31 protein-coding genes are annotated in these 26659 nt (G+C 58.0%); 21 read left to right on the forward strand and 10 right to left on the reverse strand.

Going from position 1 to position 26659, the window contains the following annotated elements; genetic code table 11:
• Position 1 precedes the first annotated feature (1 nt).
• The 13 genes from QF043_RS12605 to QF043_RS12665 all read left to right on the forward strand — a co-directional run bounded on the left by QF043_RS12605 (position 2) and on the right by QF043_RS12665 (position 12287).
• The gene (locus tag QF043_RS12605; protein WP_307418723.1) at positions 2–340 is read left to right on the forward strand and encodes a phage tail protein; all 339 of its coding nucleotides are present in this window, start codon (positions 2–4) and stop codon (positions 338–340) included.
• A gap of 11 nt (positions 341–351) precedes the next feature.
• The gene (locus tag QF043_RS12610) at positions 352–1104 is read left to right on the forward strand and encodes a phage minor tail protein L (RefSeq protein WP_307418724.1); all 753 of its coding nucleotides are present in this window, start codon (positions 352–354) and stop codon (positions 1102–1104) included.
• A 2-nt stretch (positions 1105–1106) separates the two neighbouring features.
• Positions 1107–1871: a C40 family peptidase gene (locus tag QF043_RS12615; RefSeq protein ID WP_307418725.1), complete on the forward strand. Its 765-nt coding sequence runs from the start codon at positions 1107–1109 to the stop codon at positions 1869–1871.
• 852 nt (positions 1872–2723) lie between these two features.
• Positions 2724–3209: a hypothetical protein gene (locus tag QF043_RS12620; protein WP_307418727.1), complete on the forward strand. Its 486-nt coding sequence runs from the start codon at positions 2724–2726 to the stop codon at positions 3207–3209.
• A 107-nt stretch (positions 3210–3316) separates the two neighbouring features.
• A complete protein-coding gene (locus QF043_RS12625; protein WP_307418728.1) occupies positions 3317–3739 on the forward strand; it encodes a hypothetical protein in 423 nt (140 codons plus the stop codon).
• 55 nt (positions 3740–3794) lie between these two features.
• Positions 3795–4388 carry a tail assembly protein gene (locus QF043_RS12630; RefSeq protein WP_307418729.1) on the forward strand — a complete coding sequence of 198 codons (594 nt, stop codon included), beginning with the start codon at positions 3795–3797 and terminating at the stop codon, positions 4386–4388.
• 59 nt (positions 4389–4447) lie between these two features.
• Positions 4448–8377, forward strand: a complete 3930-nt coding sequence (locus QF043_RS12635) for a DUF1983 domain-containing protein (RefSeq protein WP_307418730.1) — start codon at positions 4448–4450, stop codon at positions 8375–8377.
• Positions 8378–8726: 349 nt separating this feature from the next.
• Positions 8727–9365, forward strand: a complete 639-nt coding sequence (locus QF043_RS12640; protein WP_307418731.1) for a hypothetical protein — start codon at positions 8727–8729, stop codon at positions 9363–9365.
• Between the two features lie 79 nt (positions 9366–9444).
• Complete coding sequence (locus QF043_RS12645) at positions 9445–9930, forward strand: pyocin knob domain-containing protein (RefSeq protein ID WP_305453955.1); 486 nt, start codon at positions 9445–9447, stop codon at positions 9928–9930.
• Positions 9931–9932: 2 nt separating this feature from the next.
• Positions 9933–10319, forward strand: a complete 387-nt coding sequence (locus tag QF043_RS12650; protein ID WP_307418732.1) for a phage tail protein — start codon at positions 9933–9935, stop codon at positions 10317–10319.
• Positions 10320–10376: 57 nt separating this feature from the next.
• Positions 10377–10910 carry a glycoside hydrolase family 19 protein gene (locus tag QF043_RS12655; RefSeq protein WP_307421376.1) on the forward strand — a complete coding sequence of 178 codons (534 nt, stop codon included), beginning with the start codon at positions 10377–10379 and terminating at the stop codon, positions 10908–10910.
• Positions 10907–11425: a lysis system i-spanin subunit Rz gene (locus tag QF043_RS12660; protein WP_307418733.1), complete on the forward strand. Its 519-nt coding sequence runs from the start codon at positions 10907–10909 to the stop codon at positions 11423–11425. Before QF043_RS12655 ends, QF043_RS12660 begins: the two co-directional genes overlap by 4 nt.
• Before the next feature lie 67 nt (positions 11426–11492).
• Positions 11493–12287 (forward strand): DNA adenine methylase, encoded by a 795-nt coding sequence (locus QF043_RS12665; protein ID WP_307418734.1) that lies wholly within the window; start codon positions 11493–11495, stop codon positions 12285–12287.
• Here QF043_RS12665 and QF043_RS12670 read toward each other — a convergent pair.
• Positions 12284–12964: an SOS response-associated peptidase gene (locus QF043_RS12670; RefSeq protein ID WP_307418735.1), complete on the reverse strand. Its 681-nt coding sequence runs from the start codon at positions 12962–12964 to the stop codon at positions 12284–12286. The two genes, QF043_RS12665 and QF043_RS12670, sit on opposite strands and share 4 nt — an antisense overlap.
• An 83-nt stretch (positions 12965–13047) precedes the next feature.
• On the opposite strand from QF043_RS12670, the gene QF043_RS12675 reads away from it, so the two are divergent.
• The 3 genes from QF043_RS12675 to umuC all read left to right on the forward strand — a co-directional run bounded on the left by QF043_RS12675 (position 13048) and on the right by umuC (position 15049).
• On the forward strand, positions 13048–13257 hold the full coding sequence (locus QF043_RS12675; protein ID WP_236371984.1) for a hypothetical protein: 210 nt from the start codon (positions 13048–13050) through the stop codon (positions 13255–13257).
• Positions 13258–13353: 96 nt separating this feature from the next.
• Complete coding sequence (locus tag QF043_RS12680) at positions 13354–13779, forward strand: LexA family transcriptional regulator (protein WP_102368983.1); 426 nt, start codon at positions 13354–13356, stop codon at positions 13777–13779.
• The gene (gene umuC, locus QF043_RS12685; RefSeq protein WP_307418736.1) at positions 13772–15049 is read left to right on the forward strand and encodes a translesion error-prone DNA polymerase V subunit UmuC; all 1278 of its coding nucleotides are present in this window, start codon (positions 13772–13774) and stop codon (positions 15047–15049) included. The genes QF043_RS12680 and umuC overlap by 8 nt, the downstream gene beginning before the upstream one ends.
• A 3-nt stretch (positions 15050–15052) precedes the next feature.
• Here umuC and QF043_RS12690 read toward each other — a convergent pair whose 3' ends face one another.
• Positions 15053–15262: a hypothetical protein gene (locus tag QF043_RS12690; protein ID WP_307418737.1), complete on the reverse strand. Its 210-nt coding sequence runs from the start codon at positions 15260–15262 to the stop codon at positions 15053–15055.
• 543 nt (positions 15263–15805) lie between these two features.
• Between QF043_RS12690 and QF043_RS12695 the strand changes: the two genes are divergently transcribed.
• Complete coding sequence (locus QF043_RS12695; RefSeq protein ID WP_058420407.1) at positions 15806–16630, forward strand: TIR domain-containing protein; 825 nt, start codon at positions 15806–15808, stop codon at positions 16628–16630.
• An 84-nt stretch (positions 16631–16714) separates the two neighbouring features.
• Here the strand turns inward: QF043_RS12695 and QF043_RS12700 are convergent, their stop codons facing one another.
• Positions 16715–16969, reverse strand: a complete 255-nt coding sequence (locus QF043_RS12700) for a DUF6124 family protein (protein WP_235593076.1) — start codon at positions 16967–16969, stop codon at positions 16715–16717.
• A gap of 229 nt (positions 16970–17198) precedes the next feature.
• Here QF043_RS12700 and QF043_RS12705 point away from each other — a divergent pair, with 229 nt between their 5' ends.
• Positions 17199–17540 (forward strand): hypothetical protein, encoded by a 342-nt coding sequence (locus QF043_RS12705; RefSeq protein WP_235593075.1) that lies wholly within the window; start codon positions 17199–17201, stop codon positions 17538–17540.
• Positions 17541–17596: 56 nt separating this feature from the next.
• On the opposite strand, the gene QF043_RS12710 is transcribed toward QF043_RS12705, so the two are convergent.
• Positions 17597–18238 (reverse strand): hypothetical protein, encoded by a 642-nt coding sequence (locus QF043_RS12710; RefSeq protein WP_236371168.1) that lies wholly within the window; start codon positions 18236–18238, stop codon positions 17597–17599.
• A gap of 116 nt (positions 18239–18354) precedes the next feature.
• Here QF043_RS12710 and QF043_RS12715 point away from each other — a divergent pair, with 116 nt between their 5' ends.
• Positions 18355–18516 carry a hypothetical protein gene (locus QF043_RS12715; protein WP_373460683.1) on the forward strand — a complete coding sequence of 54 codons (162 nt, stop codon included), beginning with the start codon at positions 18355–18357 and terminating at the stop codon, positions 18514–18516.
• A 177-nt stretch (positions 18517–18693) separates the two neighbouring features.
• Here the strand turns inward: QF043_RS12715 and QF043_RS12720 are convergent, their stop codons facing one another.
• Both QF043_RS12720 and QF043_RS12725 read right to left on the reverse strand, forming a co-directional pair.
• On the reverse strand, positions 18694–18945 hold the full coding sequence (locus QF043_RS12720) for a hypothetical protein (protein WP_307418738.1): 252 nt from the start codon (positions 18943–18945) through the stop codon (positions 18694–18696).
• 1 nt (position 18946) lies between these two features.
• Positions 18947–19480 carry a GNAT family N-acetyltransferase gene (locus tag QF043_RS12725; protein ID WP_307418739.1) on the reverse strand — a complete coding sequence of 178 codons (534 nt, stop codon included), beginning with the start codon at positions 19478–19480 and terminating at the stop codon, positions 18947–18949.
• A gap of 267 nt (positions 19481–19747) precedes the next feature.
• Here QF043_RS12725 and QF043_RS12730 point away from each other — a divergent pair, with 267 nt between their 5' ends.
• Positions 19748–20353 carry a LysE family translocator gene (locus QF043_RS12730; protein ID WP_056860123.1) on the forward strand — a complete coding sequence of 202 codons (606 nt, stop codon included), beginning with the start codon at positions 19748–19750 and terminating at the stop codon, positions 20351–20353.
• Between the two features lie 471 nt (positions 20354–20824).
• A complete protein-coding gene (locus QF043_RS12735; RefSeq protein ID WP_056860122.1) occupies positions 20825–21808 on the forward strand; it encodes a GlxA family transcriptional regulator in 984 nt (327 codons plus the stop codon).
• 39 nt (positions 21809–21847) lie between these two features.
• Here the strand turns inward: QF043_RS12735 and QF043_RS12740 are convergent, their stop codons facing one another.
• The 4 genes from QF043_RS12740 to QF043_RS12755 are packed head-to-tail and all read right to left on the reverse strand — an operon-like array spanning position 21848 to position 26652.
• Positions 21848–23104, reverse strand: coding sequence for an FAD-binding oxidoreductase (locus tag QF043_RS12740; protein WP_307418740.1), 1257 nt, complete (start codon positions 23102–23104; stop codon positions 21848–21850).
• Between the two features lie 3 nt (positions 23105–23107).
• Positions 23108–24679, reverse strand: a complete 1572-nt coding sequence (locus QF043_RS12745; protein ID WP_307418741.1) for an aldehyde dehydrogenase (NADP(+)) — start codon at positions 24677–24679, stop codon at positions 23108–23110.
• Between the two features lie 60 nt (positions 24680–24739).
• Positions 24740–25687, reverse strand: coding sequence for a dihydrodipicolinate synthase family protein (locus QF043_RS12750; RefSeq protein ID WP_307418742.1), 948 nt, complete (start codon positions 25685–25687; stop codon positions 24740–24742).
• Positions 25688–25725: 38 nt separating this feature from the next.
• A complete protein-coding gene (locus QF043_RS12755) occupies positions 25726–26652 on the reverse strand; it encodes a 4-hydroxyproline epimerase (protein WP_307418743.1) in 927 nt (308 codons plus the stop codon).
• Positions 26653–26659 lie beyond the last annotated feature (7 nt).

Genomic DNA, 26659 nt, shown 5'->3' on the forward strand with positions numbered 1-26659 from the left:
CATGGCAATCGAACGTTTCACCTGGGCAACGGAGAAGGGCGCGGAGGGGGAGATTACCCAGCGCGTCCGTTCCAAAAAGTTTGGCGATGGCTATGAGCAGTCGGTCGAGGACGGACTGAATAATCAGTCAGAGTCCTGGCCGGTGACGTTTACCGGTATGGCATCCCGTATCCTGGAGATCAGGAAGTTCCTCGACAGGCATAAGGGGGCAAAAGGCTTTCTCTGGACGCCGCCCATCGGCGAGCTTGGCCTCTATAAGTGCAACGGCTACAAGCCGGTTCATCGTGGCGGCCAGGTCTACGCCATCACCGCCACCTTTCAGCAAACCTTTCACCCCTGAGATAACCGCCCATGGCACTGATCACGGACATCCAGAAACTGGAGCCCGGCGGCGAGATCCGTCTGTTCGAAATTGACGGCACCGAGTACGGCGCGGATTACCTGCGCTTCCATGGGCACGCAATTCCGCACACGTCCGAAGAGCTGCTCGCCTACGAGCATTCGGAAGAGGATCTGCCAGCCAAGTCAATTTGGTGGCAGGGCGCCGAGTACGCGGCCTGGCCGGTACAGATTGAAGGCATTGGCTCCAGCAGCGACGGCACGGCAACCCGGCCGACTTTCGCTGCTGGCAACGTCAAAGGTCGCGTGACGGCGCTGTGCCTGGCGTTCGAGGACATGCTGAAGTTCAAGCTCACGGTTCGGGAGACATTGGCGCAGTACTTGGACGCTGCGAACTTCCCTGAGGGCAATCCGACTGCAGACCCGACCCAGGAGGCGCTGGAGATCTGGTACATCGACCAGAAAACCAGCGAGGACGGCGAGGCGGTGGTCTGGGAGCTGTCTTCCCCGGGTGAGATCGACAACCATGGACTTCCCGGGCGCCAGATGACGACGTTCTGCCACTGGGCCATGACCAATGGTTACCGAGGGCCGGACTGCGGCTACACCGGCGCGGCCATGTTCGACGACGAGGACAACCCAACGGATGACCCGGCCCTGGACCAGTGCAAGGGCTGTCTGTCGTCCTGCAAGTTGCGGTTCGGCGAGAACAACGAACTTTCCTTCGGTGGATTCCCCGCCGTCTCCCTCATTGCCCGGAGCTGAACATGCGCAAGCACATAATTGCGGCCATCCAGGCGCATGCGGCAGCCGAGTACCCGCGCGAGTGCTGCGGCCTGCTGCTGGCCGTGGGCCGAGCGCAGAAATACGTTCCGTGCCGAAACATCGCCACGGAGCCGAGCGAAGAATTCCGGCTCGATCCTGAGGACTACGCGGCGGCGGAAGACCTCGGCGAGGTGATCGGTATCGTTCACTCGCACCCGGACGCCACCAGCAGACCGTCACCCCACGACCTCGCTATGTGCGAAGCCACGGCCTTGCCTTGGCACATTCTGTCCTGGCCCGAAGGCGACATGCGCACGATCACGCCAACGGGTAGCACGCCGCTGCTCAAGCGGCCGTTCGTGCATGGGGCCTGGGATTGCTGGCAGGTTTGCGCTGATTGGTATCAGCGGGAGTGGGGGATTGAGTTCGAGGCCTTCCAGCGCACCGATGGCTGGTGGGAGAGTGCAGAGAACGCCAGCCTGTATGAGGCGAACTACGAGGCTGCAGGTTTCGTGCGTGTCGACCGCCCACAGCGTGGCGACATGATCGTTATGCAGGTCGGCCGGACGGTTCACCCGAACCACGCCGGGATTTACCTGGGCACTAACCCGGCGCTACCAGGCGAAGAGTCGGGCACCTTCGGCCCCGGACCGTTCCTGCTGCACCACCTGTACGGCAGGCCGTCCGAGATCATCGTTTTTGGGGGGCCGTGGCATGACAGAACGCGCCTGATCCTCAGGCACAAAGACGCAAAACAACCAAAATGACGCAGCAAGGGGAGCCTGAACAATGGAAATCGAACATGGAAATCGAGCTTGCTCAATCAGGGCAGAGCTCCCCCAAGAAATCACCAAACTCTTGGGTCGATCAAATCAAGCTGCCCCAGCTCAAATTGACCGAGCGCTTATCGTACGTGAAAGCTCCGCAAGGGCGGAATTATTCGACGTAGAGACGGTAGATATTGGCTTGGAAGTCCATAACTAGCCGTCCTGTTTTAATGACTAAGACACCAATAATTAGACTTTCGCCCTTGCTGCTCTCGTCAACGAGGCTTGACGAAAATACGTCTGTCTCGTATTGGTTGCCTGTCTCAGGAAAAAATATGTGAGCTACATGCTGAGTGGACTCAGTCCATCCTCCGGCATTTCGTATTCGGGCAATTCCGATCTGAGGGCAGCCGGCTTCGGCAATAAGTTTAGGGGTTGCATAATTGTGGTCGGCGCCCGTGTCGACCAGGGCGTACGTCACCTTGAAGCCTGTTATCGTTCTGGGGCCACTCCCGTGCTCTGGATCGTATCTTAAAGCTGCAACCACCACTGGCCTCCCAGGTGGTAGGTCGTAGACTTCTCCATCTTTTCGCAAGAACCTGATTTGTACGAATTTAGCCCCATCCGGTATGGTGTAAGCGCTCAAATGACTCTCCTGATTTTCGTTGATATCGCCCAGTCCTTGGTCTGTTTGGCGCTGCAGGCCGGGCGCCGCTTTGCTGGCGCAACGCTACTGAATCTACCGTCAACTCTGCTACTGGCTTTCCATCCAGCTAGGATGGGCGCAGATCGGGGCAAAGCCTTGTAAGTTTCAGGTATGTTTTAACGATTTCCACTGGGTAGGGACGCATAATGGAGCTAGGTACGGTTTCCTTAGTTGATGCAGTGACATTGCTTATTGCCTTGGTGAGTTTGCTGGTGGCCGTACGTGCACTGGGAAGAACAAAATCCAATGAGGTTTTCTCATTGCGCCAGAGTCTTGTAATCAAGTCTGAGCAGGCACGTTCAGAGTGGCACAAGCTGAGTCGAGAAAATGAATCAGTTATTAAACAAGTTGAAGCGCGCTTTTCGGCGGCCTTACCAGAGGTCGGCGTGATGTTGGAGTTTCTTCTCGGACAGCGAGAGCATCTTGAGATGTGTCTCCGCGACGCGGCAGCATTGGCGGAAGACATCCATAGAAATGTCGACAATTTTAGCGAAAAGAAGTGTCGGCTCTATCTGCGAAGCATTGATCCAAGTTTGGAAATGCTCTCTCGCAACCGCGGCGTAGTGCAGGGCCGAATGGAGGAGTTGATGGCGCGCTTGGATTCGAGCTCTGGGCAATTGCAGCAGCCTTAGTGTTTGAGGTCAGCGGAAGGGGGCTCTACCCGGACTGGTCCAGATATCGGCTTTTTGCATCTTGCTCCCTCAGTGCTACAGTCCCGCCAAACCAAAGAGGGAACGACATGCGGATTTTGATAGCGGCGATAGCGGTGGTGATGCTGGCGGGGTGCGCCTCCACGGCAATTTCAGTGCGCGACGCAAAGCCGGTGCCGGCAGATGAGGTTTATGCCTTCCAGTCCAAGCCATCTGGCGAAAGTGGGAAAATTACGGTTGTGCGCGACTCCGGCGCCGTCGGTTCGGGCTGCGATATCGTCGTCTATGTAGATGGGCGCAAGGCTGCGAAAATTGGTACTGGTCAGCGCGCTACCTTTTACCTTCCGCCGGGATCACCAAATCTCGGCGCTGGCCTGGCAGGGTCTGGCCTATGTGCTGGAGCGGCGATCCGTACGATTGCGGCGACCGTGCAGCCTGGAAAGGAAAGCCTGTACAGGATCAGCGGTGATATAGGCGGCTTCTACATCGGCCCTTATGTCGACTACAACTGAAAAACGAAAATCATAAAGCCGCCTCCGGGCGGTTTTTTATTGCCCGGAGAAAATGATGCAGGCATCAGCGATCAACTACCAGCCCATGACAACGATTCGTCTGCACGGGCAGTTACGGCAGTTCGGGAAGTCTTTCAGGCTCGCGGTGAAGTCACCGGCAGAGGCCATTAAAGCGCTGTGTATCCAGATCCCCGGTTTTGAGCGCTTCCTATCAAATGCCAAGTCGCGAGGGTTGGAGTTCGCTGTGTTTCGCGACAAGCGCAACATTGGCGAGAAGGAGTTGAGCTACAACGGTGTTGGCGACATTCGTATTGCCCCCGTGGTAGTGGGCAGCAAGCGCGGCGGCGTCCTTCAGACCATCGTCGGCGCGATCCTGATCGTTGTCGGTGTCATCTTTTCCGCGACACCCTTCGGCACGCCGCTTATTGGCGCCGGTATCGGCCTTGTAGCCGGTGGCGTGATTCAGATGCTCAGCCCGCAGGCCGGGGGCCTCAAGACAAGCGCCGCGCCAGAAAACACACCCGGCTACGCCTTCGGAAGCGCCAAGAACACCACAGCATCCGGTAATCCGGTACCGCTATGCATCGGCGAGCGCCGCTGGGGTGGGGCAATAATCAGTGCCGCCATCTACGCCGAAGACCAGATGTAGCCAATACCTGAGCACCGCAGCCGCCCCATGAGGCGGTTTTTTATTGCCTGGAGAAATGTATGGGCGCAGCACGCAAGATTGACATCCACGGCGCCAAGGGCGGCGAAGAGAAACCAAAAAGGCCAACTGAGGCCCCGGACAGCCTGCGCTCCGTTGCCATCGCCAAAATGTTGATCGCTATAGGGGAGGGTGAGTTCGAAGGTACGCCGACCGCCAAGGACATCTATCTCGACAACACCCCGCTGCAAGATCCCCAAGGCAACATGAACTTCCCGAACGTGAAGTGGGAATGGCGTACTGGCGCGGTCGATCAGACCTATATCCAGGGCATTCCGTCGATTGAAAACGAGACCACCATCGGCACCGAATTGCGCAGTGGTACTCCGTGGGTGCGGGCAATCAGCAATACACAGCTTTCCGCCGTGCGCGTCCGTTTCGGCTGGCCTGCGCTTCAGTCCGTCGATGCCAGCAACAACATCAACGGGTACCGCATTGAGTATAAAATTGAGTTGGCCACTGACGGTGGTGCCTACCAGCAGGTATTGAGCGAGGCTGTCGACGGCAAAACAACCAGCCTATACGAGCGCACTCGCCGTATTGATCTGCCCAAAGCGAACACGGGCTGGCTGATGCGAATCACGCGACTGACTGTCAACAAAAACAGCCCGGCCAAATTCTCCGACATCATGCAGATCGCCGGCTTCACCGAGGTGATCGACGCGAAGATCCGTTACCCGAACACCGCAATACTCTACATCGAGTTTTCTGCTGAACAATTTCGCAGTATTCCGGCGGTAACAGTGGGCTGCAAGGCTCGAAAATGGTCAGTACCGAGCAACTATGATCCCGCATCGCGCACATACAGCGGCGTGTGGGATGGTACCTTCAAGGAGGCCTACACCAACAATCCGACCTGGGCGACGCTCGGCATTACCACCAACGACCGCTTTGGCCTTGGCCGCCGCATAAAGCCTTGGATGGTCGACAAGTGGGAGCTTTACCGGATCTCGCAGTACTGCGATCAGTTGGTGCCGGACGGGAAGGGCGGTATGGAGCCGCGCTTCATCTGCAATCTGAACTTGCAAAGTAAGGCCGATGCCTGGTCTCTGCTGCGTGACATCTCCGCCATTTACCGGGGCATGACCTACTGGGCTCAGGGCCAAGTCTTCACCTTGGCGGACATGCCGCGTGCCACTGACTTTGACTTCGCCTATACCGGCGCGAATGTCATCACCGAGGGGCGACAGCCGTTCATTTACTCCAGCGCGTCGGAGCGCACTCGCTACACCAGGGCGTTGATTAGCTACGACAACCCGCTGAACAACTACGACACAGACGTCACTGCTGTGACCGACCAGAAGCTGCAGCGGCGCTACGGCGACAACCCGCTGGAGATCAGTGCGGTTGGCTGCACGCGCGAATCCGAGGCCCAGCGCCGGGGTAAGTGGGCGCTGCTCACAAACTCTAAGGACCGGGCCGTCACCTTCAAGGTAGGCCTCGACGGTCGAATCCCGCTGCCTGGTTACGTGATCCCTATCGCTGACGAGCTGCTGGCAGGTCGGCCAGTAGGCGGTCGTATCTCGGCCGTAAACGGCAAGGTCATCACTCTGGACCGAGACACCCAGGCCAAGCCTGGCGACCGGCTCATCCTCAACCTGCCAAACGGCAAGTGTGAGGGGCGGACCGTGCAACTGGTGAGCGGTCGGAAAGTCACGGTGACCGTGGCTTATTCGGTGACGCCCGAACCTGAACTGGTGTGGGCGCTGGATGCCGACGACTTGGCCATCCCTCTTTACCGTGTGGTGAGCGTGGCCCGGCCAGAGCCTGGCGTGTTCGAGATCTCGGCCGTGCAGTACGACCCGAGCAAGTTTGCGCACATCGACACCGGCGCGCGCCTGGAAGAAAGGCCGATCAGTGTTATCCCTATCACCGTAGTTCCGGCGCCGGCCAGTGTCACGCTGACGTCGAGCTACGCCGTGAATCAGGGTATCGCCATCAGTACCATGAACATTTCGTGGCCCGCTGTCGCAGGCGCGGTCGCGTATGACGTGGAGTGGCGCAAGGATAGCGGCAACTGGATCAAGGTGCAGCGCACCGGCTCGACGAGCGTGGACGTCACCGGAATTTACTCGGGCGCCTATCTGGCCCGTATTCGTTCGGTGAGCGCCTTTGAGATTTCTTCGACCTGGAAAAGCTCCAACCTGACCAACCTGGAAGGGAAGGTAGGCTTGCCGCCGGCGGTGTCGTTCCTGACCACCAAAAGCGAGTTGTTCGGTATCAGCATCAAGTGGGGATTTCCCGCTGGTGCAGAGGACACACAGCGCACTGAGCTTTGGTATGGTCCGGCGAACAGTCTGCCGGCCTCTTCGAAGCTGGCAGACCTGGCCTATCCGCAAACTGAATACCGCATGCAGCAGTTGCTGGCGGGCGCGACACTGTTCTTCTGGGCGCGCCTGGTGGACCGTTCCGGCAACATCGGGCCGTTCTTTCCAGTGGTTAACGGCGTTATGGGCCAATCCAGCTCGGATGCGGGACCAATTCTTGAGCAGATCAAGGGGCAAATCGCTGAGACCGAACTGGGCAAGACGCTGAAAGACCGCATAAACCTCATTGACGGCATCGGACCAGGATCGGTGAATGTCCGCATTGAAGAGGTGAAGCAGGAGCTTGAAGCGCTGATCACCGATATTACAGATGCGCTGCTCTATGATCCTGCGAAGGCTTACAAGGTCAACGAGATAGTGCGTCTTGATCAGCATCTGTACCAAGCAAAAATTGCTGTACCCGCTGGCAGCTCGCCGCCCAATGCTACCTACTGGACGGACATTGGCACGATCGCGCAAACGGTGAATGCGCTTTCTACGCAGGTGCAGCAGAACAGCGCAACGATCACCCAGCACGGGAACGACATCACGGCCCAGGCCCAGCAGTTAAGCGCTGTGAGGACGACCGTAAACGATCCCGTCACCGGTGTAAGTGCGACTGCAAGCGGTCTCAGCTCGCTCAAGACCTCGGTCACAACGCTTGACGGCAAGGTAACAACGACAGCGCAACGGGTAGATGGCATCTACCTACAAGTGAACCCGCCGCTTCAGGGCGATGACAGCGCCCTGATGGGTTCCGAGTCGTCCTATGTTGGTGTCTGGTCTACGCAGTCAGCTCTCATTGAGGGTGACCTAGTTCAGGGGCAGCGCACAGAGGCTGTCGAGGTAAAAACGGCAGCCAACGCCGCCGCTGTGCTGTCCGAGCAAACCGCCAGAGTCACGGCTGACAGCGCGCTTGGATCTCGGATCGATACAGTCACCGCCGCGACTGCAACCAATGCTTCAGCAGTTCAAAGCGAAATCACTGCGCGGACCAATGCTGACCAGGCGCTTGGCCAGAGGATTGATACCGTTCAGGCTCAGAGCCAAAGCAACGCTTCCGCCGTGCAAAGCGAGATCACCGCCAGGACAACTGCTGACCAGGCTCTGGGTCAACGCATCGATACTGTCCAGTCTACGGTCGGCGGAAACACACTCGCCATCCAGACCAACGCCACTGCAATTCAAACGGTCGACGGAAAGGTCACAGGTAGCTGGTCGGTGCGCATGCAGTACGACACCGGTACCGGCCTCTACAAGTACGCCGGTATCGGGCTCGGCCTGGAGAACGGCCCGGGTGGACTGCAGTCGCAGTTCATCATTGACGCTGACCGGTTCGCCATTGGACAGGCCGGAACTGTGCCGTTCGCGGTGCTGGGGGGGCAGACCTTCATAAAATCTGCGTTCATCCAAGATGCGTCGATTACAAACGCCAAGATCGGTAGCTTTATCCAGTCCAACAACTACGACCCTGGCCTTATTGGTTGGAGGCTGAACTTCGATGGTACGTTTGAAATTAACGGCATCGTCGCCGGTCAGGGGCGTTCCGTTATGACAAACCGATCGCTGCGATTCTGGGATGTAAACGGAGTTAAGCGGGTTCAAATCGGAGATCTAACCGAATGACTAATGGCATTAGAATATGGGGGGCTAACGGATCCTTGCAGCTTGATGAGAACTCTTTCACTGTAAGGGTTGTTTATTCAGCTCTTGTAACAAGAAACGTTGAGCGGCCCAACGTGACAAGGAATGTCACAATATCGATACCCGAGGTAAATCCATCCAACTATATAGCAGTGTGCGTTCCTAATATTTCTTTCACTGGCGACCCTAGTGGTCAGGACCCCAGGAACTCGCAGTTCGATGCTCAGGTTGTGCAAGGTGGAGTTGTGGTTTGGTTTACGAATCGAAATATGCCTACAGCAACATCTTTCGGGGTTGGAACACAAAGGCTTTTGGTGATGAGGTATAGGTAATGGCCTACGGTTTAAAATTCACCAACGTTTCAGACGTTGTTACCTTGGATTCAGAGTTTTCGAGGCTAGTGATTTTGTACTCTGCTAGATACAATGCAGGTGCATTTTTCCCAGCCCCGATCACTTCTCAAGAGCCGCCTCTTATTTTTGTAAGGCCTGACAACAACTCGTCATTTCAGTATGTGAGGCTTATTGGGACTCCGGGGAACTGGACAGGGTTTTCTAATTCAAACCCAGCAAACGCGCCGGGGACATACTTCTTGGCCGCCTATGAATCAAAAGAAACAGCAAGCTATGGGTTAAGGCTATGGGATGGAGCCTCAAAACTTTTGTTTGACAACGGAACGCCATGCGCTCAATTCACATTAGTTGCCACAACATGGTCTTTATTGTCTCTTACCAATCCGTCACCCGGTACGTGGATATATGTATATACGACACCTGCTAGCTTGACTTCTGGCGATTATATGCTGATCAACAATATTGCAATGGACCTTCCAGGCCAAAGTTCTTGGTCGAAGCTATCTTGCAGTTGTGATTATACAAATAATAGAATTTTAGCTACTCTTCATAATCTTGGCGATTTCAGAACTGACGCGCTTTTTCTGCCTATATTGTTTGCCAAGCCTCTATCATAAGTTTTATGCGGCATTTTTCAAAAGTGGGTGGGCCAGTTCGCTCATTTAAATCTAAAAAAAGTTAAGCTCGGAGAGAATCATGGCAAGACAAGATATCAATCTCGGTACCGCTCCAACCGGTGTTGGTGGTGATACAACCCGTAGTACTGGTGTCAAGATAAACGCGATGATGACAGAGCTTTATGCACGACAGGCCCTGCTTGGGACGGCTTCTAACGCAGCCTTGACGGTGGGTACCACTGACGTAACAGCAGGCAGAGTACTCAAGGTTGGAGACTATGGATTCGGCATTATGCCAGTCTTCGTTGAGTACGGCGTGGATGTACTTACAACGTTCGGATACTGCTACATCAACTCCGGCTACAGCACGCCGACCGGGCACCGTAACGGCTGGCTATTTTCGTTACCGATCAGCGCCAATTACGTCATTCAAGAGTTCAGGTCTGAAGCTGATGGCTCGCTGCACACCAGGGCCAAAATCGCTGGGACGTGGCAGGCCTGGCGGATGACCTACAACACTGGCAACACCACGCGTGCCGCTGATGGCACCTTGAAGGCGATCTGACCATGGCAAGAGCAGCAATCAACATACTCGGCGCTACTGGCGCGACCTATGACTTTGTGACCGCTGGCGCAGGCGTTATCGCGTCTTCGCGAAAATCGGCGGGGGTGTACCAGATCACTGGATGCTTGGGCATGGTGCCGTTCCCACCGATCGATGATGGATGGGGCTACACGGTTAACCAGATCGACAGCCGGGCAGACGTGGACATTCAGTTCGAGGAAGGTGTGCTGACGGTGGCGGTCACCAAGGACGACAAACCGTATGACCTAAAGCACATGATCACGCTGCACATTCTGGTGCCCGATGCGCCCGTTGTACCGATGCCACCCATTGAGCTTCCCGAATCTGTAGAAGAGCCTGAGCCGCCAGTAGAGGACGCCGAAGCCTAATTACTTCGCGGTTCAAACGATGCCGCCTTGAGCGGTTTTTTCCGCCTGGAGAAAAGTATGCCGATCGCCGAGCAGCAGTTGCTGCAGATCCTCCCGAACGCCGGCCGCCAAGCCGGCGTTTTTGTTTCTGCGCTGAACACCGCCATGAACCGCTACGCCATCGTCGGCACGCTGCGGGTAGCCGCATTCATTGCCCAAGTCGGGCATGAGTCTGGCCAGCTGCGTTACGTGCGCGAGATCTGGGGGCCAACCGCCCAGCAACTCGGCTATGAGGGCCGCGCTGATCTTGGCAACACCATGAAGGGAGATGGCTCCAAGTTCCGTGGCCGTGGCCTGATCCAGATCACCGGCCGGGCCAATTACAAGGAATGTGCGGAAGCCTTGGGCCTCGACCTGATCAACCAGCCTGAACTGCTCGAGCTTCCCCAGAACGCCGCAATGTCGGCTGCCTGGTTCTGGTCCACACGCGGACTGAACACCCTGGCCGACCAGAAAGATTTCGCCAAAATCACCCTGCGCATAAATGGCGGGCTCATCGGCCAGGACGACCGCCTGGCGCTGTACGACAGGGCGCTGAAGGTGCTGGCATGACGCCGGTGCAGATCCTGGCGGCGATCCTGCTGTCCATGGCCGTTAGCGCGGCCGGCACCTGGAAGGTTCAGGATTGGCGACTGGGCAAGCAACTCGCCGAGCAGCTCACCGAGCAAGGTGACGCGCACCAGAAGAACCTCGACGCAATCACCGGCGAGGCCTGGCGTCAGCAGCAGGCCGAGCAAAACAAGCGCTTGGCAACCGAGCATCAGCTCGCCACTCAGGACCAACAGCACACCAAGGAATTATCCGATGCCCAGCGGAATCAGACTCGCGTGCGTGACCAGCTTGCTACTACTGAACTGCGGCTGTCAGTCCTTCTCGCCGCCACGGATTCAGCCAGTGGCTGCAACGTGCCTACCACCCCCGGCGCCGCCGGCGTGGTTCATGCAGACCGTCGAGCCCAACTTGACCCAGCGCATGCTCAACGAATTATCGCCATCACCGACGCAGGCGACCAAGGATTGATCGCGCTGCGGGCGTGCCAGGCCTATGTCAGGACCATTGCGCCCTGACCTACAGTCCAGGTCGCAAAAATTAGCACCACCCTCACGAACATACACTTTGCAAAGGATTGCAAAAATGACAAACCCAATCGTTCCCTGGATGGGCGGCAAGCGCCGCCTGGCTGACCGTCTGATTCCTCTCTTCCCGCCACATGAATGCTACGTTGAAGTGTTCGCTGGAGGCGCTGCCCTCTACTTCATGCGGCCCCAGGCTGCACCTGTTGAAGTCCTAAACGATATCAATGGCGACCTGGTGACGTTGTATCGGGTGGTGCAGAACCATCTGGAAGAATTCGTCCGGCAGTTCAAATGGGCGCTCAGTTCCAGGCAGGTATTTGAGTGGCAGAAGATGACTCGACCGGAAACCCTCACCGATATCCAGCGGGCAGCCCGGTTTTTCTACCTGCAGCACCATGCCTTCGCTGGGAAGGTCAGCGGTCAGACCTTCGGCACTGCCACTACGGGGCCGGCAATCAATCTGTTGCGGATTGAAGAGAACCTTTCCGCAGCCTGGCAGCGCCTTTCCGGAACGTATGTCGAAAACTTGGGATGGCTTGAATGTGCCGAGCGCTACGACCGGCCCCACACTTTCCACTACATGGACCCACCGTACTGGCAGACCGCAGGCTACGGGGTAGACTTTCCGTTCGAAAACTATGAGCGGATGGCCGACTTCATGCGCCGCTGCATAGGCAAGGTCATGGTGAGTATCAACGACCACCCTGATATTCGGCGGGTGTTTGAAGGGTTCCACTTTGAAACGCTGGACATCCGCTATAGCACCACCAATCAGCGCCAGGGAAAAGCCGAGGTCAGCGGCGAGCTTGTGATCATGAACTGGAAACCCTCTGACCTCGGCGGGCTCTTCTAGGGTGCGGGCTGTATCAGGTTGGGCCCCTTGTTCCGGACGTTGCCCACGGCCGTATCGACCTTGAACCATTCGAAGGCCTCGGCCGGCTCGCCCTGGTGCAGCACCATCTGCTCGGCGCGCTCTTTGGGCGTGGCCGGGTCAAGCCATTCCCTAGCCAGGTCCGGCGTCAGCACCACGGGCCGCCGGTCGTGGATGTCCACCATTCCGCCGGCGCTGTCGGCGGTGATGATCACGAAGCCGTCATGCTCGCCCGGGCCTTCATCGCTATCGGGCAGTTGGCCAATGGCGGCGCACAGCACGGGTGCACCATCCCGCCGGCGGATCAGGTAGGGCTGCTTCTTCGGTCCGCCTTCGTCCACCCACTCAAACCAGTTGTCGATGGGCGTGATTGCCCGGTGCGGCCAGATTGCGCGGAAGAATGGGCCGTGGGCCACCTTCTCAACGCGGGCATTAATCGGCGCTGCGCGGTCCTTGGCCCAGTGCGGCCGCCATCCCCATCGCACCAGGTCGGCATGCAGCAAATCGCCCTGCAGGTGGAGCAGGGCGACTTGGGTTGTCGGGGCGACGTTGTACCGCTCCAGGGGCAACTCACCCACGGAGTTCGCCAGTGCATTTGGCATGCTCAGCGCTGCAACGAAGTCGTGAATGCCGCTGTACTGGGAAAGTCTTCCGCACATAGTCGTCTCCGCTCGTCGGCCCCAATGAACAGCCGGGCCCAGGCCAATCTCTACACTGTAGACACTGGCCTCGGGTATTCGTCATGGCAATAAACATCGATCAGATCAACGCAATGGAGGCGTGGTTTTCCCTGCGAAACGATCCGGACTTTATCTCGGCAACACCGGAGGAGCGTTATGAGAGGCGCCTGGCGCTGGCTGACGACATGAAAGAGCGTGGCGCAATCGATAGCGGCGAGTGGCGGGAACTGACCGAAGAGGCCGTAGCTGCGTACGCAGATGAGTTGGGCTGACGCGCCCGCTTGTCAGATATCTCTTACACCAAATTGACCGCAAGCCATCTGCGATATTAACTGTACATTCGTACAGTATCTGTAAAAGGCTGCGTCATGAGCTTCTCAATTTTAGGTCCTATCGCCGAGGGTGGTACGAAGCTGCCCTTTTGCTCTTTTCGGGTACCCGCCGGCTTTCCATCGCCGGCGGCCGATCACATCGAGCAGCACATCTCACTGGATGAGGTCTTAAATATCAGGGCTCCGCACGTCTATCTGATCGCCATTACTGGCGAAAGCATGCAGGGCGCGGGTATTTTTGAGGGTGACCTGGCGGTCGTGGACCGATCTATTGAGCCCGCCCACGGGCACGTAGTCGTGGCGCTGCTGAACAATGACCCCATCTGCAAACGCCTGTGTAAGCGCGGGAAAGAGGTGATCCTTCTGTCGGAGAACCCAAAATACCCGGCGCGGTACATTTTGGAGGGCGACGAACTGTCGATTTGGGGCGTGATCACCAGCACCGTACGTAGCCATGTCTGAGTCGGCACCTGTCTTTGCGCTGATCGACTGCAACAGCTTTTATGCAAGCTGTGAGCGCGTATTCCGGCCCGATCTGGCCAAGACGCCGATCGTAGTCCTCAGCAACAACGACGGCTGTGTTATCGCCCGAAGCTACGACGCAAAGCCTTTCATCAAGATGGGCGAACCGTATTTCCAGATCAAGCACAAGCTCAAGCAGCACGGCATTGTCCCGTTTTCCTCAAATTACGCCCTGTACGGGGACATGAGTGAGCGGGTCATGACGCTGATCGAGAGCATGGTGCCCGCCGTCGAGATCTACAGCATTGACGAGGCCTTCGCCGATCTGACCGGTATCGATGCTCTGGATGTCCTCGGTCGTCAAATTCGGGCTCGGGTCTTTCAGTGCACCGGAATACCGGTGGGCGTCGGAATCGCCCGCACGAAGACCCTGGCCAAGCTGGCCAACCATACAGCGAAGCGCTTGCAGGCCCAGACCGGCGGTGTAGTGAATATCACCGACCCGGTGAAGCGTGACTGGGTATTGCGCAACACCGACGTTTCGGAGGTGTGGGGTGTCGGCCGGAAGATGAAACTTCACTTGGACACGATGGGCATCAAGACAGCGATGGATCTGGCCAAGGCCGACCCCTGGACGCTCCGCAAAAAATTCAGCGTGGTAATCGAGAAGACCGCCCGCGAACTGGCCGGCACCTCATGCCTGGAACTGGACGAGCCCGACCCACCCAAGCAGGAAATCTGCTGTAGCCGGATGTTCGGAAAGCGCCTTACCGAGCTGCCGCCGATCAAGGAGGCGGTGGCCACCTACATGATGCGTGCCTCTGAAAAGCTGCGAGCCCAAAACTCGCTGTGCAAAAAGGTCCGTGTCTGCATCCGCACAGGCATGTTTAACCCTGAAGAAGCCAAGTATGCCAATGGGGTAGTGGTGGATATGCCGTACCCGACCGACGACGTGCGCCTGCTGACCAAGGCTGCCGTCGATGCGCTCGACCACATCTACCGCCCAGGCTTCAAATACAGCAAGGCCGAGGTGATGTTGCTCAACCTGTGCCAGCCAGGCGAATACACGGACGATCTATTCGCGGTGTCTCAGCCGGCCGAGGCCACCCGAGTGATGACCGTGCTGGACCAGATCAACGACAGGTGGGGAAGGGGAACGCTGCGGTCGGCCAGTGTGCCGACGAACCCCGACTGGGGGATGCGCCGGGAGATGATGAGCCAGAGCTACACCACCAAGCTGGACCAGCTCTGGTCAGTGGCTTGCAAGTAGTGCTTACTCGGGTGCCATTAGTACCGCCAAGGTCAGCTTGATGAACTCTTCGTTCTCGTCGATGGTTTGCAGGGCACCGCGCACGTTCTCTGCGACTTCAGCGGAACCGCGCTGCTCCACCCAGGTCGATAGCTCCATGATGGAGGCTTCAAGGGCGAGTTGATTTTCGTAGAGCTTTGAGAGCAGGGAAGGGATCAGGTCTGAATTCGGCATCGGTGTTCCTCCAAGGAGTGAACAGCGTACCAGTTGATGCATTTGGTGTGGTTTGGTGTTTATTCGACAGGACGCCGGGGAGGGATGAAAAGAGTTCCCAAACAAAAAGTACAACCCGCATTCTGCGCGGCCTCCAGGGCACAGAAAATGGCGCGGTTTCGGAAATGAATTTGGCTACAGGCCGCAGCCCGCTTGAGTTTCACGCACGGATTGCAAATCCGCCTACGCCGGTTCGATTCCGACCTCGGCCTCCACTCTTAGAAACCCCGTAGATTAACGTCTACGGGGTTTTTATTGCTTGTGATTTAAGAACCGTTCCGCAACTGCTGGCATGCGTTCTGCAATCTTAGGGTGAAGCCCTTGCCATTCATTGCCTCTACGACAGTGAAGCTTGGAATTGATTGCGGGCTATGGATAGTCGTAGGTACTAGTTAACAGAGATATACTCCCTCGGTTGGTGTCCAGAAAGTCCCAGTATGGGGGATGTGATTTCTGTAAGCGCTGTGAGATATTGCTTCTTTTATGCATGCCAAAGGATCCGGGATGAAGGTTTTCGTAAGCTGGTCAGGACAAAGGAGCAAGGCAGTCGCAGAGTTGCTGAGCGACTGGATCAAATGTGTGTTGCAGGCTTCTCAGCCCTGGATATCTACACGTGATATTGACAAAGGTGCAATATGGTTTTCTGAAATATCAGATCAGCTCCGGGAGACGGCTGCTGGCATAGTGTGTTTGACTCAGGAAAACAAAAATAAGCCTTGGATTCTTTTTGAAACTGGTGCACTTGCCAAGGGCCTGAGTACCAATCGTGTCTGTACCTTTCTAATTGATTTGTCTCCGTCTGACATTGAAGACCCATTGGCACAATTCAACCATACATCACCAGAGCGCTCCTCAATGTGGGGGCTAATAAGCTCGCTGAATTCCTGCTTAGAAAGTGCCCGTTTAGATGAGCGGATATTGAAACAGGTGTTTGATACATATTGGCCTAAATTCGAGTCCTCGTTCAAAGAGGTTCTTGAAGCCACGCCTGCGGAGGTAGACGTCGCTCCGAGATCCGGCGATAGTATTTTGGCAGAAATTTTGTCTAACACTAGGATGTTGGCTGGCAGGGTGCGAGAGTTAGAGCATCGTGCTTCTATACCTAGCGACCCCGTAATTGAGGTTGGTCCACCTAGCAGTATCCTTAAAATATTGGCTATGGCTCAGACTCCTGAAATAACTATCGCTGAAATTATTAATACGGCAAAAATACTCGGAGTACCAATATCCGAAGTTGAGTCGATATTAAATAAATATAGACTTATTGAAACCCCGCTTTTCAGTAAAAGGAAACATTCCGGGCCACGCTCTGAGACAGATTCGAAGTAGGTGGTTTTGGACTAATATAGGGGACAGACCACAATTTCTGAATGTTAAAAATGGTGGTCTTCCCCGTCTTCAATTGCTAGGCGGTCAATGCTCAGCGGCTGTTGGACTCAATTTCTCCAACGCATCATCCACGAGCAGTTGCGCGTTCTCAATCAGCTGCGCCAACCCAAGTATTTGAAGCCGCCGCGATCCAGTTGATCCGAATGCTTGTTCATTAGCCATAACCGATGCCGAAGCTAAAATTTCACTTGCATTCACTAGTGCGTCTTCCGTGCTTAATTCTGTCCTCACTTTAAACGCGTTAGTCAAATGGTCGTTGCCAGGTGCGGATGTTTTCAAGAGTGATGCTCCATAGAACAATACTCAGACAATTCAGGTTGCGACGCCCGGTCACAGTAATTACTGCGACGGCAAATCCTAACCAAGTCACCTCCTATGGCTCAACCTCGTTAGTTTGTGGGAAACGTCCGAGACCAAGCAGAGCAGCGTTAGCGACGTTCAGAAAGTAAAATTATAAGGCGAGCTGGCGAGGTGCCATGTACCCTCATGCCTTTCCTGGGGGATAACAATGAAAATCTGGCTGATGGTTTTAGTCACGGCAATGCTCGCAGCCTGCGCCGACAGCGGTCCTATAAAAGTGGGGCCTGACACCTACACCATTTCAACGCGAGTTCCCCTTGGTGGGCCGGCCTCGGCGAAAGGCCAGGCGCTGAAAGAAGCGAATCAGTTTTGTGAGTATCAAGGCCGTGAAATTCTTCTAGACCATATGCAGTCAAGCGAATGCGCCTTGCACGGCGGCTGCGGGGAGGCGGAGATATTCTTCTTTTGCCTGGCCAAAGGTGATCCGCAATTAAAACGCCAAAAGTACAGCCCCGATCCAACGCAAAAAATAGAAATTGACCAACGCTGATGAGGGTAGAAGGGACGGGCCTATGTTCAGTGATGTAAACCCCTCCCTTTCGGTTGTTAAACCGCTACCGGCTTAGCAGCCTGAACGCGCAGTATTTGGCGTTCCTGACGGCTCAGCAGCTGCCAGTTTTTCCCTACGCGTTCATAAAGATCAGCGTTGCGCGGGATCTTCACCGTCTTGAGCAACCGCTGTTGGTAGCAGCCAAACGGGCGTTTCATAAAGCCGGACGGCATCACGATGTCTGCACTTGGCACTTGGAATGAGATTGCCATTGTCCATTCTTTTTGACGAACGGAGCCCAGCAAAGCAGGGCTGACGTCTTGAGGCTTGCCAATGGACACCCAGGTGGCTGGGTCTTTGCCATCCATCCAATGGGCGAACCATTCTGGCAGGCCGCCGTGTTTTGCCGGATAGGGTATCAATACGCCTGCCTGCATTTTCTTGATCAGGTTTTCACGAGTCAGTCGGTGGGTGATGCGCACGGTGGGAAAGCGGTTTATTTCCTCCAGAAACGCTTTGTTATCAGCGAGTGCGCCAAGGTGCGCAGCCACGCACATGATCATCACGATGAGCGCAGCGAGCGCCATTAAGAACCTGAATTCATACGATGGGTCCACATTGACGTACAGAAGAAAGGTATAAACAACAGCTGCCAATGTGATAGGCGCGAAGGTGCAATATAGAAGTTTTTTGTTCATGCGGGAGCCTCAAAACAAAAGCGTTGATGCTACAGTGCCATCACTGTTTTGGCTTCTGCATTAGATCTTTTTTTGTGTAATTACCCTAGCTCTCTTACTCCCAGGAACAACACTCCATGTCCACTACTGCCGGCGCATTCACCCGCCAGTTTTTCCACGGCACCTGGGCTGAGCTAGAGCCGGGTGACACCATCCGCGTCGGCTACCCGTCCACCTTCACAACGGACAAACCGCTGTCCGACGCTGTTTCAGGCGGCGTGACACGTCAGTTAGGGTGAGGTGGGGCTGCTTCGCAGCCCAACGCAGGGCAAGCCTGCTCGCCACAGTAACGGTGTTCGCCTTTAATTGATGGGTGATGGTCATAAAAACGTGCAGCATTTACGCCCTTGAGCGCGAGCAACGCGGTTCTTTCTTGCAATGAAAACGGCATGTATAAATTCCTTTTTTATTACTCGCTAGGCCTCAGCGCGGACAATCCGTTGCGCCTTCACTTCCTCGGCGTACACGCCAAGCTTTGCCTGTTGCGCAGCCAACAATTCGCATATTTTCATCAGCGCCACCGCTTCATCGGGTGTCCTGCCGTTCGAGGCCATCGCCGTCAGCTCAACCACCGACCAGCCGATAACTGCCCGTGCATCGTCGAGGTCGTAAAACAGTTCTTGTTGCGCGGTTCTGGGCCCGTCGAGGCCCTCTATCAGTTCGGCCATTTTAGCGCTGCGCCTGCTGTTTCAATTCAAGTCCCATAACGACCATCCCGATGTCGGCAAGGTCCGTGCTGAAGGGGATTTCGCCCATGTGGCGAAACCCGAATGCGCCATAAAAGCCCTGTGCATTGGCATTGGTTTTAAGAACGTCCAGCCACAGCAAGTGCTCACCACGTTGCGCGACTTCATCGCGAACACACTGCAGCAGTTGCTTGCCGTAACCCAACCCGGCGGCGGATTTAAGCAGGTAGATTTTCTGCAGCTCCGCGCCCACTTCAGCGGTTAACGGCGCAGGCACTGCCCAATTCACTTTGGCAAACCCGACGGCTCTGCCTTGTTCATCGCAAGCAATAAACCACGCATGCCTGCCTGGCAGTTCGAGGGACTGGCGCAGCGCAGTGGGTGAAAAATCCTGCTCAAGAAAACCCTGCATACCGGCAGGCGACCATAACGTCGAAAAATGCTCGCGATAGGTCTGGCAGCCGACCTCGCGCAGCGTATCGATATCAGCTGTTGTCGCTTTATGAATGGTGATCATGCTCTTCCTTGGTCTTTGCACGTAGAACCCCGTACCGCGTCCAGCCTAACCCATGCGCCTTACACAGCCATGCAAAATCCTTCAACAGCTCGACATCCGCGCAAGTCCGGCTTTGATGGTCGAGGCACACAAGCCAGCGCCTAACACTGTCGCCAACTGCTCGATAACGCAAAGTGTACGCCTCGATCCGCCCCTATCTGTACGGGGCGACAAGGGCTGTAACCCACTACTGTCGCAGGCATACCACTACCGTTTGGATGCCGCGCCATGTTCATGTCCACCAGCCTGTTGTCCGCTTTTGTACTGTTTGCCTTCGTGTCCTCGATCACGCCCGGCCCGAACAACACCATGTTGCTCGCTTCGGGGGTGAACTTTGGCTTTCGCCGCTCGATGCCCCACGCGCTGGGGATCAGCATCGGCTTCATGCTGTTGGTGATTTCGGTAGGTCTGGGCCTGGGCGAAGTGTTCAAGGTGTTTCCGTGGGCCTACACGGTTTTGCGCTATGTGGGCGCGACCTATTTGCTTTACCTGGCGTGGAAGATCGCCACGGCTGGCGGCATGTCCGAGAACCCTGACGAGCGCGGCAAACCCATGACCTTTCTTGGCGCGGCCGCGTTTCAATGGGTCAACCCCAAGGCGTGGATCATGGCGCTGGGGGCGATCACCACCTACACGCCGGCCGAAGGCTACGTGACCAATGTGTTGGTGATCGCACTGGTATTTGCCGTGGTCAACCTGCCCAGTGTGTGCGTGTGGGTGGGCTGTGGCAGTGGCTTGCGCAACGTGCTGCGCGAGCCGCGTTGGTTGCGGGTATTCAATGGGTCGATGGCGGCGCTGTTGGTGCTGTCGTTGTACCCGATGCTTTTTGCGTGAGGCAGTGGCGTTGCGCTGAACCTCACACCGGCGAGATGGTTGCCAGCAAGCCGATGCCGATGGTCAGCACCAGAAAACCGAACAGGAAAAGTGCCATCTTGGTCATAAGGCCTCCGAAGGGAAGGGAGTCGACAGGAGTGTCGGGATGGCGCCCATTGTCCGCTTCACCGGCGTTTTGATACAGACGCAGATAGCAAAGAAAAAACCGTATCAGATGGGCCTGCAGCGGCCAGGCTACGGGCCTGGGAGGCGGGCGCTTTTGTAAAGATCAGGCTTGAAGGCCGTGTTGACCATCACTAGGCAAGCGTCCTTCATCGTGGCGGCTGCCAGTGAAGCGGCGCGCCGCATAGGAACTATTCTTTGCGGGAATGCGGCACGACAGCCGGCGCATTTGCCCCTAAGATAGCGCCCACTGCATCAATAATAAGAGTGGGCCAAGCCTCGATGGAAAGACGTCAGTTCAGCGGTGGCATGAAAGGCAAGAACCTGCGCTACCTGAATGAAAACTTCCAACAGCCGTCGCCGGTCACCCGCGTCGGTTTTTTGCTGCTCGAACACTTCTCCCTGCCGGCATTCACCCAGACCCTCGACACGCTGATCACTGCCAACCTGCTACGCCCCGATCTGTTTGCCACGCGCACGTTCGGCTGTGACGAGGGCGAAGTCATCAGCGACCTCGGCCTGGTGATCCGCCCGGATGCGCGGCTGGAGGCGTCGGCATTGCCGGACCTGGATTTGCTGGTGATCTGTGGTGGTTTTCGCACCGAGCTCAAAGCCGGCGATGAGTTCACCCAGCTGTTGCGCAGCGCCGCCGAACAAGGCGTGAGCCTCGCCGGCCTGTGGAACGGCGCCTGGTTCCTTGGCCGCGCCGGGCTGTTGCAGGGCTATCGTTGCGCGATCCACCCGGAGCATCGGCCGGCGCTGTCGGAAGTCTCCAAGGCTGCCCAGGTCACCAGCGAACCCTACGTGATCGACCGCGATCGCCTCACGGCCTCCAGCCCATCGGGCGCGTTCCACATGGCCCTGGACTGGATCAAAAGTCTGCATGGCAAAGCCCTGGTCGAAGGCATCGAGGACATCCTGGCGTTTGAAGAATCGCGCTACCGGCGTATCAAACCCACGGAAAACATCAGCGTCAGTGCGCCACTGCGTGAAGTGGTGAAGCTGATGGACGCCAACCTTGAAGAACCCTTGGAACTGGACCAATTGGCGGTCTACGCCGGCCGTTCGCGGCGCCAACTCGAACGCCTGTTCAAGGAGCAACTGGGCACCACGCCGCAACGCTATTACATGGAACTGCGCGTCACCGAGGCGCGGCGCTTGTTGCAGCACACCGAGCTGTCACAGGTGGATGTGCTGGTGGCGTGCGGGTTTGTGTCGCCGAGCCATTTCAGTAAGTGCTATAGCGCGTATTTCGGCTATCGGCCGTCCAAAGAGAAGCGCTTGGTCAAGTAGCGTTGGGGGCGAACACTGTCACTGTGCTCGCCACAAAGCCTAAAAACGCGCCAATCGGTAAGGGGCCAGTTCCGGCAGCGCCACGCGCTTACCCGGCGCGGCCAGTTGCACGATCATCTCCGCTGTCACCGCCGCCTGCGTCAACCCCAAGTGCTGATGCCCAAATGCAAGCAACACCTTGCCATCCGCCACCCGATCAATGATCGGCAGCGAGTCCGGCAACGACGGGCGAAAGCCCATCCAGGGGGTTGCGTCCCGGGTGCTCAAGTCCTGGCGAAACAAGCCCTGGCTCAAGCGGTGTAACTGCCAGGCGCGTTGCATATTGGCGGGGCGCGCCAAGCCTGCGAACTCGACCGTGCCGGCCAGGCGCAAGCCATCGCGCATCGGCGTCATGATGAATTTGCGCTCGAACGAGGTCACGGCAAAGGGCAGGCGCTGGTGCTCGTGGGGCAGCATCAGGTGATAGCCGCGCTCGGTGTCCAGCGGGACCGATGTGCCGGTGAGTGCAGCGGTGAGTTTGGCCGAATGGGCGCCGCAGGCGATCAATACCTGGCGAGCGCTCAGGCTGCCTTGATCGGTCAGCAGTGATACGCCGTCCGATTCCAGGCGCCCATCGAGCACGCGTTGCTGCACAAACTGCACACCGCAAGCCTTGGCCGCGCTCACCAGTGCGCACACCACGCTGTATGGATCGATAAAATGCCCTGTAGCGGGGAAGAACAGGCCGCCCTGAATCGCCTCGCTCAGTTGCGGTGCGGCCTTGCGTATGGCCTCGCGGGGCCAGAATTCCACCGGCACATGCTGCTGCTGCATGCGTTGACGCAACGCGTCGATGGCTTGCCCGGACTCAGCACGCTCGAACACTAACAACGAACCGTCCGTATGCAACAACTGCGGCTGCTCAATGGACAGCAGCAGGCGTTGCCACGCGCCCAGGCTGGCCTCGTTCAGTGCACGAATGCCCGCCACCGTGCGCCGGTAGCTTGCCGGGCGCAGGTTGAGCAACAGCCGCGCAAACCAGGGCAGGGCGCGTGGCAGGTACTTCCAGTCCAGGCGCAGCGGGCCCATGGGGTCCATCAGCATGGCGGGCAGGCGCTTGAGGATCGACACGTCGGCAATCGGGAACACTTGCTCGGTGGCCAAATGCCCAGCGTTGCCATAGGAGGCGCCCATGCCCGGCGCCTGTGGGTCGATGACCACCACGTGCTGGCCTTGCCGGGCCAATTGCAGGGCGCAGGCGACGCCAATGATGCCGGCGCCGATCACAGCGATATCAGCACGGTTGCTGTCACTCATGGTTCAGGCCTCTCTGTGGCCGTCGAGCAAACGCCGCAACAGCAGCGGGTTGGCGTGTTGCAGCGCAGCGGGCAACAAGCTGTCCGGGAAGTCCTGGTAACACACCGGGCGCAGAAAGCGCAGGATCGCTGCGGTGCCAACCGAGGTGCTGCGTGAGTCGCTGGTGGCCGGGAACGGGCCGCCGTGGACCATGGCGTCGCACACTTCCACACCGGTCGGCCAGCCGTTGACCAGCAGGCGCCCGGCCTTGCGTTCCAATATCGGCAGCAGGGCTTGGGCGCGTGCCAGGTCGGCGTCGTCCAGGTGCAGTGTGGCGGTCAATTGGCCTTCCAAATGCTCGGAAACCTGGCGCACTTGCTCGTCGTCGGCACACACCACCACCAGAGAGGCCGCGCCGAAGACTTCCGCTTGCAGATGCTCATTGCGCAAAAACGCGCTGGCCTGGGCCACAAACAGCTGCGCCTGGCCTTGATTCGGGCCTTGCGCCGCCATGCCTTTGGCGACGATTTGGGCGTGTTCGGTCAAGCTGCCGACGCCCGCTTCATAGGCCTGGAAAATACCTGGCGTCAGCATGGTCTGGGCGGCGCATGCCGGGAGCAACTCACTCGCCGTGGCGACAAAGCGCTCGAGTGCCGCGCCTGCGACCGCAATCACCAACCCAGGGTTGGTGCAAAACTGCCCGGCGCCTTGGGTCAACGAGGCGACAAAACCCTGGGCCAACGCCTCTGCACGCGTGTGCAACGCCGCAGGAAACAGATACACCGGGTTGATCGAACTCATTTCCGCATACACCGGAATCGGCTCCGGCCGCGCTTGCGCCGCCTGGGTCAGGGCGAGACCGCCGCTGCGTGAGCCGGTAAACCCCACTGCCTTGATACGCGGGTCGGTGACCAATGCCATGCCGACTTCGCGCCCTGAGCCATACAACAGCGAAAACACCCCATCTGGCAAACCACAGTCCTTAACGGCCTTGGCCAGCGCACCGCCGACCAGTTCACTGGTGCCGGGATGCGCACCATGGGCCTTGGCGATCACCGGGCAACCGGCGGCGAGCGCAGAGGCGGTATCGCCGCCCGCCACCGAGAAGGCCAAGGGGAAATTGCTCGCACCAAACACCGCCACCGGCCCCAGCGCAATATGCCGCTGGCGCAGGTCTGCACGTGGCAATGGCTGACGCGTCGGTTGCGCGGTGTCGACGCGCACGTCCAGCCATTCACCGGCGCGCACAGTGCGGGCGAATGTGCGCAATTGCGCGCAGGTGCGGCCGCGTTCGCCCTGGATCCGCGCGCGCGGCAGGCCGGTTTCGGCTGCGGCGCGTTCGATCAGTTCATCGCCAAGGGCTTCAATGTTGTCGGCAATCGCTTCTAGAAACGCTGCGCGCTCTGCCGGTGAGGTGTCGCGATAGGTGTCAAACGCAGCCCAGGCCAAGGCACAGGCTTGGTCGACGTGCTCGCGATCGCCGCCAGGGTAGGCAGGCGCCAAGGGCAGGTCGGTGGCGGGATTAATCGCCTGGATTGCTTCTCGATGGCCGAGGATTGCGTGCTGACCGATCAGCATCTTGCCCGTCAGAGTCATGGGGAGTCCTTGAAAGGTGAGGGTTGGCCGCTGTGAGAACCACAGCGGCGCGCGAGGGGGTCAGGCGACGTTCTGTTCAGCCGACCAGTTGGCGTACCACTGGCGGAACAACGCGTACTGGTGCTCGGCATAACGCTGTTGGGCGGTGCTGAGTGCGTCGGTTTCGTTGAAGTGCAGGGCGTAGCCCTGGTCGCCGTTGAGCACCATCAAGTGCTTGTAATACAGCACCAGGTCGCAGCCCTCATCGAAAGACGACAGCACACTCAGTGCGGCTTCCAGCTCACGGGCCAGGCGCCGGGCCTTGGCGTCGCCTTTGGCGGCTTTTTTGCTCAGGGCCACCAGTTGCAGCACTTCCCGCGGCAGCGCGTTACCAATACCGGTGATGGCGCCGGTGGCGTTGCAATTGACGAAACCGTGCACCACTTGGGTGTCGACGCCGACCATCAGGGTCACGGCATCGTCCTGGGAGGTGATGTTTTCTGCTGCGTAGCGCAGGTCGGCGCCGCCGCCGAATTCCTTGAAGCCGATCAGGTTGGGGTGTTCGCGGCGCAGTTCGAAGAACAGGTCTGCGCGGGTAGCGAAGCCGTAATACGGGCTGTTGTAGATCACTGCCGGCAGGTTCGGCGCGGCCTTGAGGATCGCCGAGAAATGCGCCTTTTGCGCGGTGGCCGAAGCGCCACGGGACAGCACGCGCGGGATTACCATCAAACCATGGGCGCCGACCTTGGCGGCGTGGGCGGCGTGGGCCACCGCTTCACGGCTGTTGACCGCGCCGGTGCCGACGATGGTCGGCACGCCAGCGGCGACCAGCCGGGCCACACCTTCCTGGCGTTCGGCTTCGGTCAGCAGCGGCCAGTCACCCATGGAGCCGCAATACACCACGGCGCTCATGCCGATATCGATCAGTTCACGGCCCTTGGCGACCAGAGCGTCGAAGTCCGGTGTGCGCTCAGGCGTGCACGGGGTCATCAGTGCAGGGATGCAACCGGTAAAGATGTTGTCGCTCATTGTTCTAACTCCAGCGTTCAGTTAAATAAGGCCCGGGCTCAGATGCCCCAGGCAAAAGGGTCCTGCTCGTCGATCAGCAACGTGCTGTCGGCGGTCATGTAGCCGCGGCCGGTAATGAACGGGCGAATGCGTTCGCCATCCCATTCATAACGGCCTTCGAATTGGCTGCCGGTGATGCTGGCCTGCACCCAGGTGGCGCCGGGCGCGAGTTTGTCGTCAGCCGCCAGGCACGCCAGTTTGGCGCTGGTGCCGGTGCCGCACGGCGAGCGGTCGTAGGCTTTGCCGGGGCACATCACGAAGTTGCGGCTGTCGGCGTGGGCGTCGTCGGCGAACAGTTCGATATGGTCGATCAACGCACCGTCTGCACCGTGAATACCTTGGGTTTCCAGGGCTTTGAGCATCGCCCAGGTGTAGTCGGTGAGGGTGTCGACGTTGTCCATCGCCAGTCTGTGGCCGTGCTGCGACACCAGGAAAAACCAGTTGCCGCCCCAGGCGATATCGCCATGCACCACGCCATAGCCCGGCACGTCCACCGCTACCTGCTGGCGATGCCGGTAGGCGGGCACGTTGCGCAAGGTCACGGCGCCGTCGTCGTGCAAGGTGGCGGCTACCGGACCCACCGGCGTGTCGATGGTGTGCACGCCAGGCCCAATGCGGCCCAAGTGGTGCAAGGAGGCAACCAGGCCGATGGTGCCATGGCCGCACATGCCCAGATAGCCGGCATTGTTGAAGAAGATCACCCCGCAGGTGGCGCCGGGCGTGACCGGCGCGCAGTACAGGGCACCAACCAGCACGTCATTGCCTCGTGGCTCCAGCAAGCAGGCGCGGCGCCATTGATCGTGTTCGCTGCGCAAGGTGTGCAACTGGTCGGCAATGGTTGCGCCGGCGAGCGCAGGGAAGCCGTCCATTATCAGGCGTGTGGGTTCGCCGCCGGTGTGGGAGTCGATAACGTGCAGGCGCTTCATAACAGGC

Origin of the sequence: Pseudomonas sp. W3I7, from assembly GCF_030816095.1 — a bacterium.
Taxonomy (GTDB): domain Bacteria; phylum Pseudomonadota; class Gammaproteobacteria; order Pseudomonadales; family Pseudomonadaceae; genus Aquipseudomonas; species Aquipseudomonas salomonii.

Excerpts from the sequence above, each read along its gene's own strand:
- QF043_RS12605 (WP_307418723.1), top strand. The coding sequence starts at position 2 with ATGGCAATCGAACGTTTCACCTGGGCAACGGAGAAGGGCGCGGAGGGG.
- QF043_RS12610 (WP_307418724.1), top strand. The coding sequence starts at position 352 with ATGGCACTGATCACGGACATCCAGAAACTGGAGCCCGGCGGCGAGATC.
- QF043_RS12615 (WP_307418725.1), top strand. The coding sequence starts at position 1,107 with ATGCGCAAGCACATAATTGCGGCCATCCAGGCGCATGCGGCAGCCGAG.
- QF043_RS12620 (WP_307418727.1), top strand. The coding sequence starts at position 2,724 with ATGGAGCTAGGTACGGTTTCCTTAGTTGATGCAGTGACATTGCTTATT.
- QF043_RS12625 (WP_307418728.1), top strand. The coding sequence starts at position 3,317 with ATGCGGATTTTGATAGCGGCGATAGCGGTGGTGATGCTGGCGGGGTGC.
- QF043_RS12630 (WP_307418729.1), top strand. The coding sequence starts at position 3,795 with ATGCAGGCATCAGCGATCAACTACCAGCCCATGACAACGATTCGTCTG.
- QF043_RS12635 (WP_307418730.1), top strand. The coding sequence starts at position 4,448 with ATGGGCGCAGCACGCAAGATTGACATCCACGGCGCCAAGGGCGGCGAA.
- QF043_RS12640 (WP_307418731.1), top strand. The coding sequence starts at position 8,727 with ATGGCCTACGGTTTAAAATTCACCAACGTTTCAGACGTTGTTACCTTG.
- QF043_RS12645 (WP_305453955.1), top strand. The coding sequence starts at position 9,445 with ATGGCAAGACAAGATATCAATCTCGGTACCGCTCCAACCGGTGTTGGT.
- QF043_RS12650 (WP_307418732.1), top strand. The coding sequence starts at position 9,933 with ATGGCAAGAGCAGCAATCAACATACTCGGCGCTACTGGCGCGACCTAT.
- QF043_RS12655 (WP_307421376.1), top strand. The coding sequence starts at position 10,377 with ATGCCGATCGCCGAGCAGCAGTTGCTGCAGATCCTCCCGAACGCCGGC.
- QF043_RS12660 (WP_307418733.1), top strand. The coding sequence starts at position 10,907 with ATGACGCCGGTGCAGATCCTGGCGGCGATCCTGCTGTCCATGGCCGTT.
- QF043_RS12665 (WP_307418734.1), top strand. The coding sequence starts at position 11,493 with ATGACAAACCCAATCGTTCCCTGGATGGGCGGCAAGCGCCGCCTGGCT.
- QF043_RS12670 (WP_307418735.1), bottom strand. The coding sequence starts at position 12,964 with ATGTGCGGAAGACTTTCCCAGTACAGCGGCATTCACGACTTCGTTGCA.
- QF043_RS12675 (WP_236371984.1), top strand. The coding sequence starts at position 13,048 with ATGGCAATAAACATCGATCAGATCAACGCAATGGAGGCGTGGTTTTCC.
- QF043_RS12680 (WP_102368983.1), top strand. The coding sequence starts at position 13,354 with ATGAGCTTCTCAATTTTAGGTCCTATCGCCGAGGGTGGTACGAAGCTG.
- umuC (WP_307418736.1), top strand. The coding sequence starts at position 13,772 with ATGTCTGAGTCGGCACCTGTCTTTGCGCTGATCGACTGCAACAGCTTT.
- QF043_RS12690 (WP_307418737.1), bottom strand. The coding sequence starts at position 15,262 with ATGCCGAATTCAGACCTGATCCCTTCCCTGCTCTCAAAGCTCTACGAA.
- QF043_RS12695 (WP_058420407.1), top strand. The coding sequence starts at position 15,806 with ATGAAGGTTTTCGTAAGCTGGTCAGGACAAAGGAGCAAGGCAGTCGCA.
- QF043_RS12705 (WP_235593075.1), top strand. The coding sequence starts at position 17,199 with ATGAAAATCTGGCTGATGGTTTTAGTCACGGCAATGCTCGCAGCCTGC.
- QF043_RS12710 (WP_236371168.1), bottom strand. The coding sequence starts at position 18,238 with ATGAACAAAAAACTTCTATATTGCACCTTCGCGCCTATCACATTGGCA.
- QF043_RS12715 (WP_373460683.1), top strand. The coding sequence starts at position 18,355 with ATGTCCACTACTGCCGGCGCATTCACCCGCCAGTTTTTCCACGGCACC.
- QF043_RS12720 (WP_307418738.1), bottom strand. The coding sequence starts at position 18,945 with ATGGCCGAACTGATAGAGGGCCTCGACGGGCCCAGAACCGCGCAACAA.
- QF043_RS12725 (WP_307418739.1), bottom strand. The coding sequence starts at position 19,480 with ATGATCACCATTCATAAAGCGACAACAGCTGATATCGATACGCTGCGC.
- QF043_RS12730 (WP_056860123.1), top strand. The coding sequence starts at position 19,748 with ATGTTCATGTCCACCAGCCTGTTGTCCGCTTTTGTACTGTTTGCCTTC.
- QF043_RS12735 (WP_056860122.1), top strand. The coding sequence starts at position 20,825 with ATGAAAGGCAAGAACCTGCGCTACCTGAATGAAAACTTCCAACAGCCG.
- QF043_RS12740 (WP_307418740.1), bottom strand. The coding sequence starts at position 23,104 with ATGAGTGACAGCAACCGTGCTGATATCGCTGTGATCGGCGCCGGCATC.
- QF043_RS12745 (WP_307418741.1), bottom strand. The coding sequence starts at position 24,679 with ATGACTCTGACGGGCAAGATGCTGATCGGTCAGCACGCAATCCTCGGC.
- QF043_RS12750 (WP_307418742.1), bottom strand. The coding sequence starts at position 25,687 with ATGAGCGACAACATCTTTACCGGTTGCATCCCTGCACTGATGACCCCG.
- QF043_RS12755 (WP_307418743.1), bottom strand. The coding sequence starts at position 26,652 with ATGAAGCGCCTGCACGTTATCGACTCCCACACCGGCGGCGAACCCACA.